18 protein-coding genes are annotated in these 13,456 nt (G+C 70.8%); 9 read left to right on the forward strand and 9 right to left on the reverse strand.

What is annotated here, in order from left to right; translation table 11 throughout:
- The first annotated feature begins 73 nt into the window (after positions 1–73).
- Positions 74–946 carry a 16S rRNA (cytidine(1402)-2'-O)-methyltransferase gene (rsmI, locus tag DD1DGNOD_RS03940; RefSeq protein WP_206442931.1) on the forward strand — a complete coding sequence of 291 codons (873 nt, stop codon included), beginning with the start codon at positions 74–76 and terminating at the stop codon, positions 944–946.
- A 180-nt stretch (positions 947–1,126) separates the two neighbouring features.
- Here rsmI and DD1DGNOD_RS03945 read toward each other — a convergent pair whose 3' ends face one another.
- Together DD1DGNOD_RS03945 and DD1DGNOD_RS03950 are read right to left on the reverse strand one after the other, a co-directional pair.
- Entirely contained in the window at positions 1,127–1,645 is a 519-nt protein-coding gene (locus tag DD1DGNOD_RS03945) for a YdcF family protein (RefSeq protein ID WP_346434261.1), read from the reverse strand.
- A 59-nt stretch (positions 1,646–1,704) separates the two neighbouring features.
- On the reverse strand, positions 1,705–2,811 hold the full coding sequence (locus tag DD1DGNOD_RS03950; RefSeq protein ID WP_131765275.1) for an ABC transporter substrate-binding protein: 1,107 nt from the start codon (positions 2,809–2,811) through the stop codon (positions 1,705–1,707).
- 57 nt (positions 2,812–2,868) lie between these two features.
- Between DD1DGNOD_RS03950 and DD1DGNOD_RS03955 the strand changes: the two genes are divergently transcribed.
- The 6 genes from DD1DGNOD_RS03955 to rsmA all read left to right on the forward strand — a co-directional run bounded on the left by DD1DGNOD_RS03955 (position 2,869) and on the right by rsmA (position 6,581).
- Positions 2,869–3,240 (forward strand): carbohydrate kinase family protein, encoded by a 372-nt coding sequence (locus tag DD1DGNOD_RS03955; protein WP_131765276.1) that lies wholly within the window; start codon positions 2,869–2,871, stop codon positions 3,238–3,240.
- A 141-nt stretch (positions 3,241–3,381) separates the two neighbouring features.
- Positions 3,382–3,663: a PadR family transcriptional regulator gene (locus DD1DGNOD_RS03960; protein ID WP_241251211.1), complete on the forward strand. Its 282-nt coding sequence runs from the start codon at positions 3,382–3,384 to the stop codon at positions 3,661–3,663.
- Complete coding sequence (locus tag DD1DGNOD_RS03965; protein WP_131765278.1) at positions 3,660–4,067, forward strand: hypothetical protein; 408 nt, start codon at positions 3,660–3,662, stop codon at positions 4,065–4,067. Before DD1DGNOD_RS03960 ends, DD1DGNOD_RS03965 begins: the two co-directional genes overlap by 4 nt.
- A 148-nt stretch (positions 4,068–4,215) precedes the next feature.
- Positions 4,216–4,455, forward strand: coding sequence for a hypothetical protein (locus DD1DGNOD_RS03970; RefSeq protein ID WP_131765279.1), 240 nt, complete (start codon positions 4,216–4,218; stop codon positions 4,453–4,455).
- 372 nt (positions 4,456–4,827) lie between these two features.
- Entirely contained in the window at positions 4,828–5,664 is an 837-nt protein-coding gene (locus DD1DGNOD_RS03975) for a TatD family hydrolase (protein WP_131765280.1), read from the forward strand.
- Positions 5,665–5,750: 86 nt separating this feature from the next.
- Positions 5,751–6,581 carry a 16S rRNA (adenine(1518)-N(6)/adenine(1519)-N(6))-dimethyltransferase RsmA gene (gene rsmA, locus DD1DGNOD_RS03980; protein WP_241255448.1) on the forward strand — a complete coding sequence of 277 codons (831 nt, stop codon included), beginning with the start codon at positions 5,751–5,753 and terminating at the stop codon, positions 6,579–6,581.
- A gap of 1,376 nt (positions 6,582–7,957) precedes the next feature.
- On the opposite strand, the gene DD1DGNOD_RS03985 is transcribed toward rsmA, so the two are convergent.
- From DD1DGNOD_RS03985 to DD1DGNOD_RS04015, 7 genes are all read right to left on the reverse strand, one after another.
- On the reverse strand, positions 7,958–8,671 hold the full coding sequence (locus DD1DGNOD_RS03985; RefSeq protein WP_131765281.1) for an alkaline shock response membrane anchor protein AmaP: 714 nt from the start codon (positions 8,669–8,671) through the stop codon (positions 7,958–7,960).
- Positions 8,668–9,468 carry a DUF6286 domain-containing protein gene (locus DD1DGNOD_RS03990; RefSeq protein WP_131769468.1) on the reverse strand — a complete coding sequence of 267 codons (801 nt, stop codon included), beginning with the start codon at positions 9,466–9,468 and terminating at the stop codon, positions 8,668–8,670. Before DD1DGNOD_RS03990 ends, DD1DGNOD_RS03985 begins: the two co-directional genes overlap by 4 nt.
- A 19-nt stretch (positions 9,469–9,487) precedes the next feature.
- Positions 9,488–9,982, reverse strand: coding sequence for an Asp23/Gls24 family envelope stress response protein (locus DD1DGNOD_RS03995; RefSeq protein ID WP_241255449.1), 495 nt, complete (start codon positions 9,980–9,982; stop codon positions 9,488–9,490).
- Positions 9,979–10,167 carry a hypothetical protein gene (locus DD1DGNOD_RS04000; protein WP_131765283.1) on the reverse strand — a complete coding sequence of 63 codons (189 nt, stop codon included), beginning with the start codon at positions 10,165–10,167 and terminating at the stop codon, positions 9,979–9,981. Before DD1DGNOD_RS04000 ends, DD1DGNOD_RS03995 begins: the two co-directional genes overlap by 4 nt.
- Positions 10,168–10,421: 254 nt before the next feature.
- Positions 10,422–10,706 carry a hypothetical protein gene (locus DD1DGNOD_RS04005; RefSeq protein ID WP_131765284.1) on the reverse strand — a complete coding sequence of 95 codons (285 nt, stop codon included), beginning with the start codon at positions 10,704–10,706 and terminating at the stop codon, positions 10,422–10,424.
- 96 nt (positions 10,707–10,802) lie between these two features.
- Positions 10,803–11,330, reverse strand: coding sequence for a hypothetical protein (locus DD1DGNOD_RS04010; protein ID WP_131769469.1), 528 nt, complete (start codon positions 11,328–11,330; stop codon positions 10,803–10,805).
- A gap of 82 nt (positions 11,331–11,412) precedes the next feature.
- Positions 11,413–11,895: an Asp23/Gls24 family envelope stress response protein gene (locus DD1DGNOD_RS04015; RefSeq protein ID WP_131765286.1), complete on the reverse strand. Its 483-nt coding sequence runs from the start codon at positions 11,893–11,895 to the stop codon at positions 11,413–11,415.
- A 320-nt stretch (positions 11,896–12,215) separates the two neighbouring features.
- Between DD1DGNOD_RS04015 and DD1DGNOD_RS04020 the strand changes: the two genes are divergently transcribed.
- Entirely contained in the window at positions 12,216–13,262 is a 1,047-nt protein-coding gene (locus DD1DGNOD_RS04020) for a 4-(cytidine 5'-diphospho)-2-C-methyl-D-erythritol kinase (RefSeq protein WP_165036389.1), read from the forward strand.
- Between the two features lie 44 nt (positions 13,263–13,306).
- Positions 13,307–13,456, forward strand: a 150-nt coding sequence (locus tag DD1DGNOD_RS04025) for an ATP-binding cassette domain-containing protein (protein WP_131769471.1), incomplete at its 3' end; no start/stop codon positions are given.

Raw genomic sequence — 13,456 nt, forward strand, 5'->3', positions numbered from 1 at the left:
GAACGACCGTCACCGCCACCGCATCAATGTAGGTGGTGGAACCTGGCAGACTCGGCGGGTGTCCGGAACTCTGATGCTCTGCGGTGCGCCGATCGGTGACGTCCGCGATGCCAGCCCGCGCCTGGGCGAGGTCCTCGCCCGTGCCGACATCGTCGCGGCCGAGGACACTCGCCGCCTGCGCCGGTTGACCGCGGCCCTCGGCGTCACCATCTCCGGGCGGGTGGTCTCCTGCTTCGACGCGAACGAGTCCTCCCGCGCGGACTTCCTGCTCTCCCGGCTGCGTGCGGGAGCCACGGTCGCGCTCATCACGGATGCGGGAATGCCGGCCGTGTCGGATCCGGGTTTCCGGGTGGTGGCCGCCGCCGCCATGGCCGGGGTGGCGGTGACGGTCGTTCCGGGACCGTCCGCGGTGACCGCCGCGCTCGCGGTCAGCGGGTTGCCCACGGACCGTTGGGTATTCGAGGGTTTTCTGCCGCGCCGGACGGGTGAGCGCCGGTCGCGCCTTGCCGAACTGGCCGGGGAGCGGCGCACGCTGGTCATCCTGGAGGCTCCGCACCGGTTGCCCGCGACACTCGACGATCTTACCGCGGCCTTCGGGGCCGACCGCGCGGCAGTGGTATGCCGCGAACTGACCAAGACGTGGGAGGAGATCGTCCGAGACGATCTCGGTGCGCTGGCGGCATGGGCCCATGAGCGGGAAGTCCGAGGAGAGATCACCCTGGTGGTGGCGGGCAGGCCGGCGACGTCCCCGCACGCGGCGGCGGAGCCCGGCACGCCGGCTGCGGCGGCCCGCGCCGTTGTGCTCGCGGCCGAGGTCGCCGCTCGCGAAGCCGGCGGGACACCGCGCAAGGCGGCCATCACGGCAGTGGCGGCCGAGCACGGGGTACCCCGTCGAGTGGTCTACGACGCCGTACTCGCGGCCAAGGCTCGCGGAGATGGTGGGTGAACCGTCCCTGCTCGCCCCTCAGCGGCCCAGGACCTGGGGATTACGGCATCCGGGCCGACGTCCTCGCCCCTCAGCGGTCCGGGATCCGGACCTCCCGGACCTCCCGGATCCGGCAGGAATCCCGAGCGTGAGAAAAGCATGATCGTGCTGCCGTTGGCCCTCTGGAAGCCTCGACGGCGATCAGCAGCCTCGCTGGATGGTCAACGCCTTGACCATGGCAGCCCATTCATAGCTGATCGCGTACGGCCAGCTGCGTAGCCGTGGCGACACGGTGACGAACAGGGCACGACCCTCGTAGCACCGTTTCACCCGGATCCGCGCCCGGGTGTCCTGCGAGGTCCCCACGACGATCAGTACGGATCGCCAGCCGTGACGGGCGGCCAGTTCCGCGGTCATCCGCGCTTCGCCCTGGGTGGTGAGCGGGTTCGGGCGGAAGCAGATCACCTGTACGCCGGGAAGGGCGACCGGGCACGGATCGGCCCCGAACGGGGTCGACACGGCGAGCACCGGCGCATACCCGGCCCGGGCCAGGTCGACCGCCTTGGCCAGCCGGCCGGGGCTTCCGGCGTACATCACGATCGCGTCGACCGGCTCCGGGATGTCCCTGACCGGCCAGACGAACAACCGCCCGGTCGCGGTGAGGAACACCGCGGCGGCCAGACCGATCCCGATCCTGACCCGTCCCCCCGGCGTCCGCACGAATCGGCCCGATATCCGTATGAATCCGCCCGGCATCCGCACGAATCTGCCCGGCATCCTCACGAAGCGGTCATGGTGCGCTGCTGCCCTGCTACCCCGATCCGCGAGCGCGGATAGACCAGCGGGGACTGGGCCCGGTTGGCGGGCCAGACCACGCGGGCAACGCCGTCCTGCCACTGCACGAGATGACTGTGGTGGCCGACCTGCAGTCCGGTGGCCCGGTCGAGGCGGAACCGGCCTAGCAGGGTGGATGTGTCGAGCGTGCGCGCGGCGGCAAGCACGGAACGGTCGTCGGCCCGGCCGTTCGCCCGGATACAGCGGCCCAGAACCAGCCCGGCCGTGTAAGCTACCGCCGCGGTTGCGGCCGGTAGCTGGTCATACATCCGCCGGTAGTAGGCCACGAACTCGGACACGCTCGGCCCGGTGCCGGTCGCCGCGGGCAGTTGCGGTGACCAGGCGCGCGGCCCTAGCAGACCATCGCGGCGATTACGCAGGGTGGTCAGCGCATCGTCGTGCCCGGCGGTGGAGAACGCCGCGGCCCGCCACGGCCTGCGCAGCAGCACTTCGGCCGCGGCCGTCTCGTCGTCCGGATCGCCCTGGACGATCAGGACGTCCGCGGGCGGGAGCCGCCGTGCGGCGATCATGGCGCGGCCGGGGCGGAACACGCTAGAGGTGACCTCGAAGCCCAGCCGGGTCGCGGCGGCCCGCACGACGGAGACGACTTCCAGCGCCCGGTCGTCGGACGCCACCAGCACCGTGACCTTGCGGGCCCGCCGGTCGGCGGCACGGACCGCGGCGAGCAGCCCCCGCGTCCACGTCGAGTGGGGGGAGAGCAGGTTGACGACGTTCGGGAACGCCTGGCGGACGAACCGTGTCGAAGGCGCGCCGATGTTGAACACGACCCGGTCGGTGGCGGCACATGCGGCCAGTGCGCTGCGCTGCCCGTACGGGCCGAAGATGGCATCCGGCTCCGCCGCGGCCGCGGACCGCATCGCCGCCGCGGGATGCGGATACGCATCGTACGCGGTGACGTTGACGTCGTCCCATGGCAGCGGAAGCTGCTCGTCACGGGCCCACAATGTGGCCGCGCGGAGAGTGGCCAGACCGTATGCGGCCGCCGGACCGGTCAACGGAGTCACCAGCGCGACGGTGAGCGACGAGGACATTGGTACCTGTCTACCAGGTGATGGGTCTGCGGTGTCCGGGAGTGTGTCGACGTTGTTATGACACCCGGGCCATGGGAATTCCGTGCCCTGTCACCGGTGGCGCCCCCGCACGCCGGCGGCGGCCCGCGTCCGCGGTTCGTGGTCGTCGTCTCCTACGTCGCGGACTGCCTGGTCGCCACGTCACGGCTGCCCGACTGGGGAGACGATCTCAAGGCGGACGGTATCCGCACCACGCCCGGCGGCAAGGCCCTCAACCAGGCGGTGACCCTCGCCCGGCACGGCGCACACGTCACCGCCCTGGGTGTGGTGGGCGGGGACGCGGTCGGCCGGCGCATCCGGGACGCCCTGACCGGCGAAGGCATCGACGTCACGTCCCTGCACGTCCAGCCCACCGCAGGCCGTCGCGGCCTGATCCGCGCGGCCGCGTAGCCCGCCACCGACCGCGATCATCACGCGGACCGCGACCATCCCGGCACCCTATGAAGAGTTTCGTGTACCCTGCCGCATATGGGGAAACGTCGACAGAACGGGCCGCGGATCACGCTGCCCACCGCGGCGGTCCTTCGGCTCATGCTCGAAAACCCCAGCGCCGACTACTACGGCTTCGCCCTCGCTGAAGCGTCGGGGTTCCCGTCCGGCACGATCTACCCGATTCTCGCCCGGCTCGAGGCCGCCGGCTGGCTGTCCAGCTACTGGGAAGAAGACGACCCGGTGAAACTGGAACGGCCCCGGCGGCGGATGTACCGGCTCACCGGCCACGGCGCCACCGCCGCCCGTGACGCCCTCACCACCACGCTGGGTCGTCTCGGCGCCCTCCCACCGGCCACCCGACCCCAGCCAGGAACGGCATGACCCCCCGCCGCAACCAACGTGACGTAGTCGTCGCCGTCGCCGCTGTCGGCGCCGCTGTCGGCGGCGACGCCGGCACCGCCGTCGCCGCCGCCGGCTTCGTCGGCAGCGTCCTCAGCCGAGCACTCAAACGACCTCGCTCGGCGGCGGGTACTTCTCCGCAAGGTGACAGAGCGCGGCTGCCTGTTCGTGAGCTCTCTCAGGTCACCGTCCGCAGGTTGCGAAGGCTGGCGCAGGCCTGCCGGGCCGCGGACCCCCTGGTCGACTACCTGCTGACCCGGGCTGTACACCAGCTCCCCGCGTCCTACCAGGACCGATACGCCGAAGAATGGTCAGACCATCGCCACCACCTGCGAGGCCTACGACTGCTGTGGTGGGCCCTGTGCGTACGCGTCACCGACCCGTAGCGCCCGCGAACTACGTCCCGCGCAGCTTCCGTCCACCGGCCAGCAACCACCACAGCCCAGCCGGCGAGCACCATCGATCGTCACGTGACGACCATGCGAACAGCTCCCCCGATTCCCTATGAAGAGTTCCGGATAGAGGAGATAGCCGGTGCCTTCCCCTTGGCTCACCAGTCTGCGCGCCATCGTGCAACCTGTCGTCGGCGTCCTCCCCGCGATCCTGATCGTGCTGTTCGCCGGCCTCCTCGCTCTCCTCGGCCTTCTGGTCGGAGCCGACCGGCGCGCCTACGCCCTGGACTACGCCGACCGTCTCATCGACCTCGCCGCCGTCCTCGTCGGCCACCCTCGCCCCAGCCCTCCACGACCCCGGCAGCGGAGTCCGGCAGCTTGACACCGTAGACGCATCGGATGTCCTGCTGTCTTCTGGATCCTTGCGGTCTCGGGCCGGTTGCGCGTCATCCGTAGGATCGGTCCAGGATGCGGCTCCCACCATGGGTACGGTCCATGTCCACAGGGTGTGGTTCACACGCCCCCAGGACGGGCTGAAGGCAAAGCGATCATGTTTTTCATGGTCGGGATCCTGTCGGCTCCGGGGTTCCTGCAGGATCGGCGAAGCCGGTCGGGAAGTCCGGGCCGGTCGGGGAGGTCCGGAAGCCCGTCAGGGAAGGCTGGAAGCCGGTCCGGAGGCCCAGAAGCCGATCCGGCAGGTCCGGGAGGCCCACGGCCGGGTCTCCAAGGGGATGGAAGGGTGGGTGAGCGGTATATGGCACGCGACGGTGGACGTCGTGGCGACCCTCCGCCCGCGCCGCCGCCGCTGTCGGTGGAGGCGCGGGCGGAGGTGGTCGACAGCCACTGCCACCTTGACATCATGGGCGGCGACGTGGACGCGGCCGTCGCGGCGGCGCAGGCCGTCGGCGTCCGGCGGCTGGTGACCGTGGGAGTCGACCTGCCGACCAGCCGCTGGCAGGCGCAGGTCGCGGCCGGGCATCCCGACGTCTACGCCGCGGTGGCGATCCACCCGAACGAGGCCGCCGGGGGTGTCAGCGAGGAGACGTTCGCCGAGATCGCCGAGCTGGCCGCCGCGCCGAAGGTGCGGGCGGTCGGGGAGACCGGCCTGGACTACTACCGCACGCCACCCGAGCGGCACGCCGCCCAGCAGGACAGCTTCCGCCGCCACATCGCGATCGCCAAGCAGACCGGCCGTACCCTCATGATCCATGACAGGGATGCGCACGAGGACACACTGCGCATCCTCACCGAGGAAGGCGCGCCCGACCGGGTGGTCTTCCACGCCTTCTCCGGGGACGAGACCATGGCGAAGGTCTGTGCCGACGCCGGCTACGTGATGTCCTTCGCCGGGAACGTGACGTTCAACAACGCCCAGCGCCTGCGGGACGCCGCCGCCGTGGCACCCCGTGACCTGCTGCTGGTCGAGACGGACGCCCCGTTCCTCACTCCCGTCCCGTGGCGGGGCCGACCGAACAGCCCGTACCTGATACCGCTGACGCTGCGGGCGCTGGCCGCCGCCCGGGGGGAGGACGTCGATACCCTCGCGTCGGCGGTCGCCACGACCTCTGAACGGATGTTCGGACCCTGGTAGCCCCCGGTCCGCGCCCTCCTGATCCGCGCCTTCCCGACGGCCTGCTCACACCGGCGGACGTACGGTCGATCAGCGCCGCTGTCGGCGTGCGGCCGACCAAGCGCCGCGGCCAGAACTTTCTCGTCGACCCGAACACCGTCCGTCGACTGGTGCGCCTGGCGGGCGTGGGGCCGGACGAGACCGTCCTGGAGATCGGTCCCGGGCTGGGCTCGCTGACCCTCGGGCTGCTGCCGGCCGCCCGCCGGGTCGTCGCGGTCGAGGTGGACGAGCCCCTGGCCGCGGCACTTCCGGCGACCGCCACGGCGCGGCTTGGGCCGCAGCTGGCAGCCCGCCTGACCGTGCTGGCGGCGGATGGGCTGCGCCTGGAGCCCGTCGACATCCCCGGCGACCCGCCGAGCGTCCTCGCCGCGAACCTGCCCTACAACGTGGCCGTACCGCTGCTGCTCGGCGTGCTTGAGCGCTTTCCGTCGGTCGGGCGCGGGCTGGTCATGGTGCAGGCCGAGGTCGCCGACCGGCTGACCGCGTCGCCGGGCGGTCGGGTGTACGGCGTGCCGAGCGTGAAGATGGCCTGGTATGCCTCGGCTCGTCCGGCCGGCCCGGTGCCGCGGGCGGTGTTCTGGCCGCAGCCCAACGTCGACTCGTCCCTGGTGGCGTTCACCCGCCGTGATCAACCAGGGTCGCCGCAGTTGCGCCAGTCTGTTTTCGCCGTGGTGGACGCGGCCTTCGCGCAGCGCCGCAAGACCCTGCGGGCGGCGTTGTCGGGCTGGGCGGGGTCGGCGCGCCAGGCCGAGCGTCTTGCGCTTGCCGCGGGCGTCGACCCGTCCGCCAGGGGCGAGATCTTGGACGTGGCCGCCTTCACCCGCCTCGCCCTCGCCCGTCTCGATCCCGGGTACGAGTGGCCGCGAGCCGGCCACTGACCGACGAACTGGCGTTGACCAGCGCTTCCCCGTACCGGCCCGCGCCGGAAGTGCCGGTACGGAAGATCGACAGCGGTCTGGCAGGGCGGCACGTCCCCGTGGCCTGCCTCAGCGTCCTCTCCCGCATCCCGCGGCGACGGGAGGGGGCGCTGCGGGGAACAGGGGCAAAAGATGTTATCCATATGACGTCCGCTGTGGGGGTAGATGTCCGTACAGGTCCGTTGTTTCGGCCGTCGCAGCGGAACGGATCAGGGTGGGGGGTGAGCATGTGTCCGAAGACACCGAGCCGCGGGCCAGGAGCCTGCTTCCCTGGGAGGGAGTCCCCGGGACCGACCGGCCGCCCGGAGCGGACGCGGCAGACCAACAAGGCCGTGATCGGTTCGTGCGGTCGGCTGCGAGCCCGCCGAACGACGGTGTCCGATCGGCGACCCGGGGATCTGGGCCTCCCGGACCTTCCGGATCGGCTGTACCGATCCGGGAGGAACTCCGAGCGCGAAAGAATCATGATCGCGCTGCCCTTGGCTCCTCGACCGGCGGGCCGGCGTCCGCGCGGCGCGGCGGACAGGGAGCGGACAGGCCCGACAGCGGTGTTCCGCCCGATCCCGCAGGCTCGGCCATCCGGGTGTTGCGGGGCGCCGCAGCGAACCGGACAGCTGTTGCGCAACGGCATTCTCGGACGGGCGTGGCACTGACGATCGTCATGGTGGTGTGCGTGTTCGGTGCGCTTTTCGGCATCGCTGTGACGCTGGGAAGTCAACGACCACATGCCGTGACGGATCGGCCTGTAACGGGCGCGAAGCCGGTCGACGGCGAACCCCCGCCTCCGGCGTCGTTCACCACCGCCACGCCACCGGCCGCGGTTACGGTACAGGTGGCTCCGTCCGACATTGCGGCGGACTCGGGTCCGGTCATCCCGACGGCGACTCCTCCGGCACCCCCAGCACCCCCGGCACCTGCTTCGGGCCCGTCCGTGACGTCGCCGGGCGCTGTGTCCGCCAGACCGTCCACGGTGATGCCCAGCGTCACGTCGTTGCAGCCACCGCCGGCCGAACCGCCCTCGTCCGCCCCGTCGTGCCGCCCGGGTCAGGGGCGCGGCCGTCGACCGCAGGACTGTTGACCGAACTTCCGGTGGGCTCCGCGCGCGAAAGGACGAAGGGTTACCCGGCGGCGGTCATGGACATGTCCCCGGGGCCTCCGCCGGCGAAAGGACGATCACATCCTTGACACGGTAGAGGCCACTGGTTCAGGGGCCTCCGCGCGTGAAAGGACGACGATCGCTCGTTCTTCGCCCAGGTGACTTCCCCGGGGCCTCCGCGTGCGAACAAATGATGATCGCGCGCTCTTCGGCTGGTGGGCGGCTGCGTGTGAGAACGTTCTCAGCGCACGCGGTCGCTGCGGTGCGCGCCTGGGACGAGCTCGAGCTCGACGGTGAGGTTGGGGCGTGCCACGGTCTCGCGGGCGTGTGGCAGGGCGATCTGTTCGATCTCGGAGCGGATCCGGTGGATGTCCGCATCGGGTTGCACGGCCACGACCACCTGCAGCAGTGGGTGCTCTTCGCTGCCCAGCAGCCGCGCATGCACCTGCCGGACGCCGTCGGTGCCGGCCAGCTCGTTGCCCACCGCCGCTGTGAAGGCCCGCCCGTCCACCCGGACGCGCCCGAACCTGTCGTCCATCACATGCAGTGCGGACAGCCGGCCCGAGGAGAACTGCGCCGACAGCCAGATCAGCGCCAGCAGCACGATCGCGGCCGTGGCCACTCCCACCACGGGCCAGAACCACGCGTGGCTGGTGGCGAAGGCCCGGTTGCCTGGGGTGAGCGTCGGCCGGTTGGCGACGTCCGTCCCGAACACACCGTTACCGGCAAGCAGGGCGACCACTCCGGCACCCAGCAGTATCAGCCCCAGCAGGGCGAACATCACCCGGTTGAACTGGTCGATCCCGCGTGTGACCGGACGCCTGTTCGGCCGGGACGGGCCCGGTGGCCCTGCCGGCTCGATGCTCTCCACCTCGCCTGGCCCTGTCGGTGCTCCCAGATGGGGGATCGGGCTGTCGGCCCGCGGGTCACTGACCGGGGTGGTGGTTGCGCTCATTGTTCGTTCTCCCGGTCGTTGGCTGGATCGGGCTTGGTCAGGTCCAGGCCCACCGGATACGGCCCGCGTCGCGCCGGCGCGCCGAAGTTGGCCTCCGTCACCGACGTGGACGTGGACCCCCCCGACGCCTCGGGGGCTGCGGTGAAGGACGACGCCGTGAAGGACGCGCCCGGCGCCGTGGGAGGCGTTGTGGGAGGCGTGGGCGGCACCGTGGGAGGCGTGGGCGGCGTTGTGGAACGCGGGGCGGGTTCCGGCACGACGTTACGGTCACGGGCGGGGCGACGGGAGGTCTTCACCTTCGTTTTCGGTGGTGCCACCAGATCGAACGACGCGAGGTGTTCACGGACCCGGTCGAGCACCTGTGCCGGTGTGTCCGCGCTGCTGCGGGGGTGCAGCTCGACCATGATTGTCGCGGTGCGTCGCCGGAGGTGCACCTTTGCCCGGCTCACGTCGTCCACCTCCGTGACGGCGCTGCCCAGCGAACGGCTCAGACCGGAACGGGAGACGAAGCCCCAGGTGCCGGTCGAGATCGGCCGTAGCGCGAGCCATTCCGCCGGGCCACGCCGTATCCCCAGGGTGAGCAACAGCACTCCGGCTATGATCAGGACAACGGCGAGAACCGTCGGGCCTGTGTCGGACCAGGTGTTACGTGCCATGACGTCGACGGCTGACCGCCAGTCGACGATGGCGTACCCGTTGTCCAGGGCCGCGTTCACCATCTCGACTATCGCGATCACGCCGGCCGCGGCAAGGACCGCTGCCAGCAGCGCCGCGACAATCCGGTTCGTCAGGCGCACAGTGGTGACCTTTCGTAAGCTATCGCACCCGGGCGCCCGGGTCTGAGCCGAGATCCAACGCGGAGACGTCGATGTCGAGGCGGGTGACCCGAAGACCGGCGAGATCGGCCACATGCCCGGTTACTCGCGTTCGCACTCCCACGCATATCTCCATGATTCGGGCAGGGTACCGAATGGACAACGACATGGAAATCCGAGCCGTGCCCCGGCCGACGCGGGCTGACACCCGGGGAGGGTGGTCGTTGCCGGCCGACCGGGCCCGCCCGGGGAACCTGTGCCACAGACCCCCGACGGATTCGATGTCCCGCACAGCCTCGGCGGCGATTTTCTCGACGACCCGATCGGCGATGAGCAGCCTTCCCCGGATGGCCGGATCGGCTCTGCTCCCGGTGCGGTGGCCGGTGTGCTCGTCGATCCCGCCCGGATCCGTCTGCCGCACCGGATCCGCCGGTTGAACCAGGCCGACGCCCGCCGGCCTGACCGGCACCGTGCGCACCGGGGTCTGTGGATTCACCGGGGTTCCCGCCGCCGGTCGCCACCGAGGTACCGGGTGAGGTCGACCTCTCCGTCCACCACCTTGCCGACGAGGAGGCCGATTGCCCCGAGCAGTAGGACGATCAGAAAGTCGCTGAAGTCGCCGACGGCGAGCGCGAGACCTGAGACCAGTCCCGCGATGAGACCGAGTGCGCCTGATCGCATCGGAGCCTCCTGTTGTCGAAGGGGTTGTACGCACACCGTGAGTAAAGATCCATCGGACGCGGTCCACCGGCCTAGCGCACCCGCGGGGGCTAACACACCGGTCAGGTAGTCACACGTCCCGTTTCGATCAAGGGATTGAGTGTGGAAACGGCTGCTATCACGACCGTCTACTCCCTCACTTTCATGATTCGACGGTTTTCAATCATGGATCCTTGGCCGACTTCGGAGCGGATCTGCGCTACTTGACCGACGCCCTAGCGCACCCGCGGGGGCCGGCGCGATCCTGTCCGCCGCCGCTGGATCGGCTGCCGCCGGATCCAGCCGACGACGAGCGCAAGGCCCGACCGCTTGCGGTACGCCGTCACCTCGCCGCAGGTGGGTCGCGGCGACCGCTGCGTGCGCAGAGCGTGCAGGCCCGATACGAATGCGTCAGGATCTCCGCCGAGATCCGGATGGTTCTCGCGGACGAACCTGCGGATCTCGGCGCGGTGGACGGCGGTGTCGGGCGTTGCCTGGCGGTGTTCGGACGCCATGTTCACCGTCTCTTTCGTTGTTCACCGTCCCTGTTCGTCCGCCGTCCCTGGAGCGCCCACAGTCCCTCGTTGCCTCACTCCTCTTTCGTCCTGCCTGTTGTCTCATCCTCTTTTGTCCTGTCGTTTCTTCCCGTTTCCTGCCCCTGCGGACGCCGCTGGGGGCGCCGATGCACTCCTGCGTTTCCTTCTCGCAGGCCCGGGCTGCCCCGGCTGTTCGGGTTGCCCGCGGTCGGCGGTCGCGCCCCCGGATCCCGGCCCTGATCTGGCACCGGCCTCGTCCTGAGTGCCGGCGGTATCGACACCAGCGGTACTGCTGGCGGTACTGCCGGTAGCAGCGGCAGTGGCGGGTCCGTCCGGGGGGAGTTCGAGATCGTCGACCACGACGTCGATCCGCTCGCATTCCGGCGCCACCGCCGTAACCGCCGAGCGAACCTGGCCGGCGACCTCGGCCATGGTGGGGCCGAACCACGCGACGACATGGACGGCGACGCCCCCCGGTGCCTTGCGGACGCCGACGACACGGCGACCGGGAAGGTAGCAGGCCACGTCACCGGTTGCTCCGGCGGAAAGCGCGGCCACCGCTGGGCAGCCGGCAACCGCGGCCGCGATTGCGGCCGGTCGGCTGGACACAGCCAGGCGGACCATGATCTCTACTGCGCCTTCTCCACTGCCTCTGCTGCCTCTGCTGCACTCGGGCTGCTGCACTCGGGCTCTACTGCACTCGGGCCGGCTGTCCCTCGTCCTCTTCGGGGATGAAGATGTCGTCGACGGCGATGTTGACCTCGGTGACCTCCAGGCCGGTCATCCCCTCGACGGAGCTGACGACGTTGCCGCGGATCGTCTGGGCCAGGTCCACGATCGACACGCCGTAGTCGACGACGACGTCGAGGTCGATCGCGGCCTGGCGTTCGCCGACCTCGACTCCCACTCCCTGGGACACGTTGCGCCCGGACGAGCCGGGTATGCGCTGCCGCAGCGAGCCGACCGCGCGGGCGCCGCCGGAGCCGAGGTTGTGGACGCCTTCGACCTCCCGGGTCGCCACGCCCGCGATCTTGCGGACGACCGAGTCCGCGATCAAGGTCTTCCCCCTGCCCGTGACGAGTTCGGTGGATGCCCGCCGCGACACCCCGGCGCCGTCACCCTGCGGCGACTCGCGGGTCGCGGTAGCGGTCTTCTCGGTGGTCGTCGTGCTCATGACGTGCCTCCGCCCTCGTCGGAATCGCTCGTTGTAGCTCCGGTCCTGGTGATCGGTCGTGGGAATCGGGGATGAGTCCTGAACCGGATCGGCCGGTCGTGCTCGGCGTGGCCAACTGCTGGCGTGACCAACTGCTCGTGTGCATCGTCTTACCCGGCGGTGGCGAGGGCACTCGCCTCTTACCGGCCGGATAGGTTCGTTGGTGCCCGGTGTCAGAACACGCCCCAGGAGTGAAGGAGAGTCCGCTGTCTCGGTCTCACCAGCACCCTTCCGGTGCCGCCGGCGCCGATCGGCCGCCCGCGCCCGTTCCGGGTAGCCGGGTGACTGTTCGTACGCCGGCCAAGGTCAACCTGCATCTCGGTGTCGGGCCGCGCCGCGACGACGGCTACCACACGGTCATCACAATCTTGCAGGCCGTATCGCTCTACGACGAGATCACGGTGACTGCGGTCGACGATGCCGCGGTCGACCCGGACACCGTGGAGCCCGCCGTGTCCGTGGAGGTCACCGGTGAGGGTGCCGCCGGGACCGCGTTGCCGGCTGCCTCGCCGTCCGGTTCGTCCGGGCTGCCCAGCTCGTCCTCGTCGTCCGGTGACACCGCGGCGAGCTCGGCCGCGGCCCGGATCTCCCTGGTCCCGACCGGGGTGGACAACCTGGCCGTCCGCGCTGCCCACGTACTTGCCGCGCGTGCCGGTGTGCGGGGGGCGGCGGCCCACATGACCATGGCCAAGGGCATTCCGGTCGCGGCCGGGATGGCCGGCGGCAGCGCTGACGCGGCCGGTTCGCTGGTCGCCTTCGACGCTTTGTGGGGCACCGGCCTGGATCGGTCGGTCCTGTCCGAGCTCGCCGCCGGACTCGGTAGCGACGTGCCGTTTCCGCTCACCGGTGGGACGGCGCTGGGCACCGGCCGCGGCGAGCAGCTCACGCCGGTGCTCGGGCGCGGCGAGTACCACTGGGTGTTCGCGCTGGCCGACGGCGGCCTGTCCACGGCGTCGGTCTACGCCGAGTTCGACCGGTTGTCCCAGGGGCGTCTGCGTACCGAGCCCACCCCACCCGACGCGGTGCTGGCCGCGTTGCGCACCGGTGATCCGGTCGAGTTGGGCAGGGCGCTGGTGAACGACCTGCAGCCGGCCGCGCTGCGGTTGCGTCCGTCGTTGCGCCGGGTGCTGGAGACCGGCGTCGAGCTCGGGGCGGTTGGCGCCATCGTCAGCGGGTCCGGGCCGACCTGCGCTTTCCTGGCGCGGGACGCGGCGCAGAGCGTGGCCTTGGCTGCGAGCCTCGCCGGGATGGGCGTGTGCCGGGCGGTGCGCCACGCGCACGGTCCGGTGTCGGGCGCTCGCGTGGTCGATCCGGGTGCCCCCGGGTGAGCCCGCTGGTGACCGGGTGAGCCGGCTGGTGAGCGGATGACCGGATGAACGGCGTCCTGGTGACGATGGAGGCGGTGGTGGCCGCCTTCGGCACCCGTACCCTGCTGGACGGGGTGAGCCTGGGCATCGGGACCGGTGAGCGCATCGGTGTGGTCGGCCGCAACGGAGCGGGCAAGAGCACCCTGCTGACGTTG

This window comes from Candidatus Protofrankia californiensis, from assembly GCF_900634765.1.
Classification (GTDB): domain Bacteria; phylum Actinomycetota; class Actinomycetes; order Frankiales; family Frankiaceae; genus Protofrankia; species Protofrankia californiensis.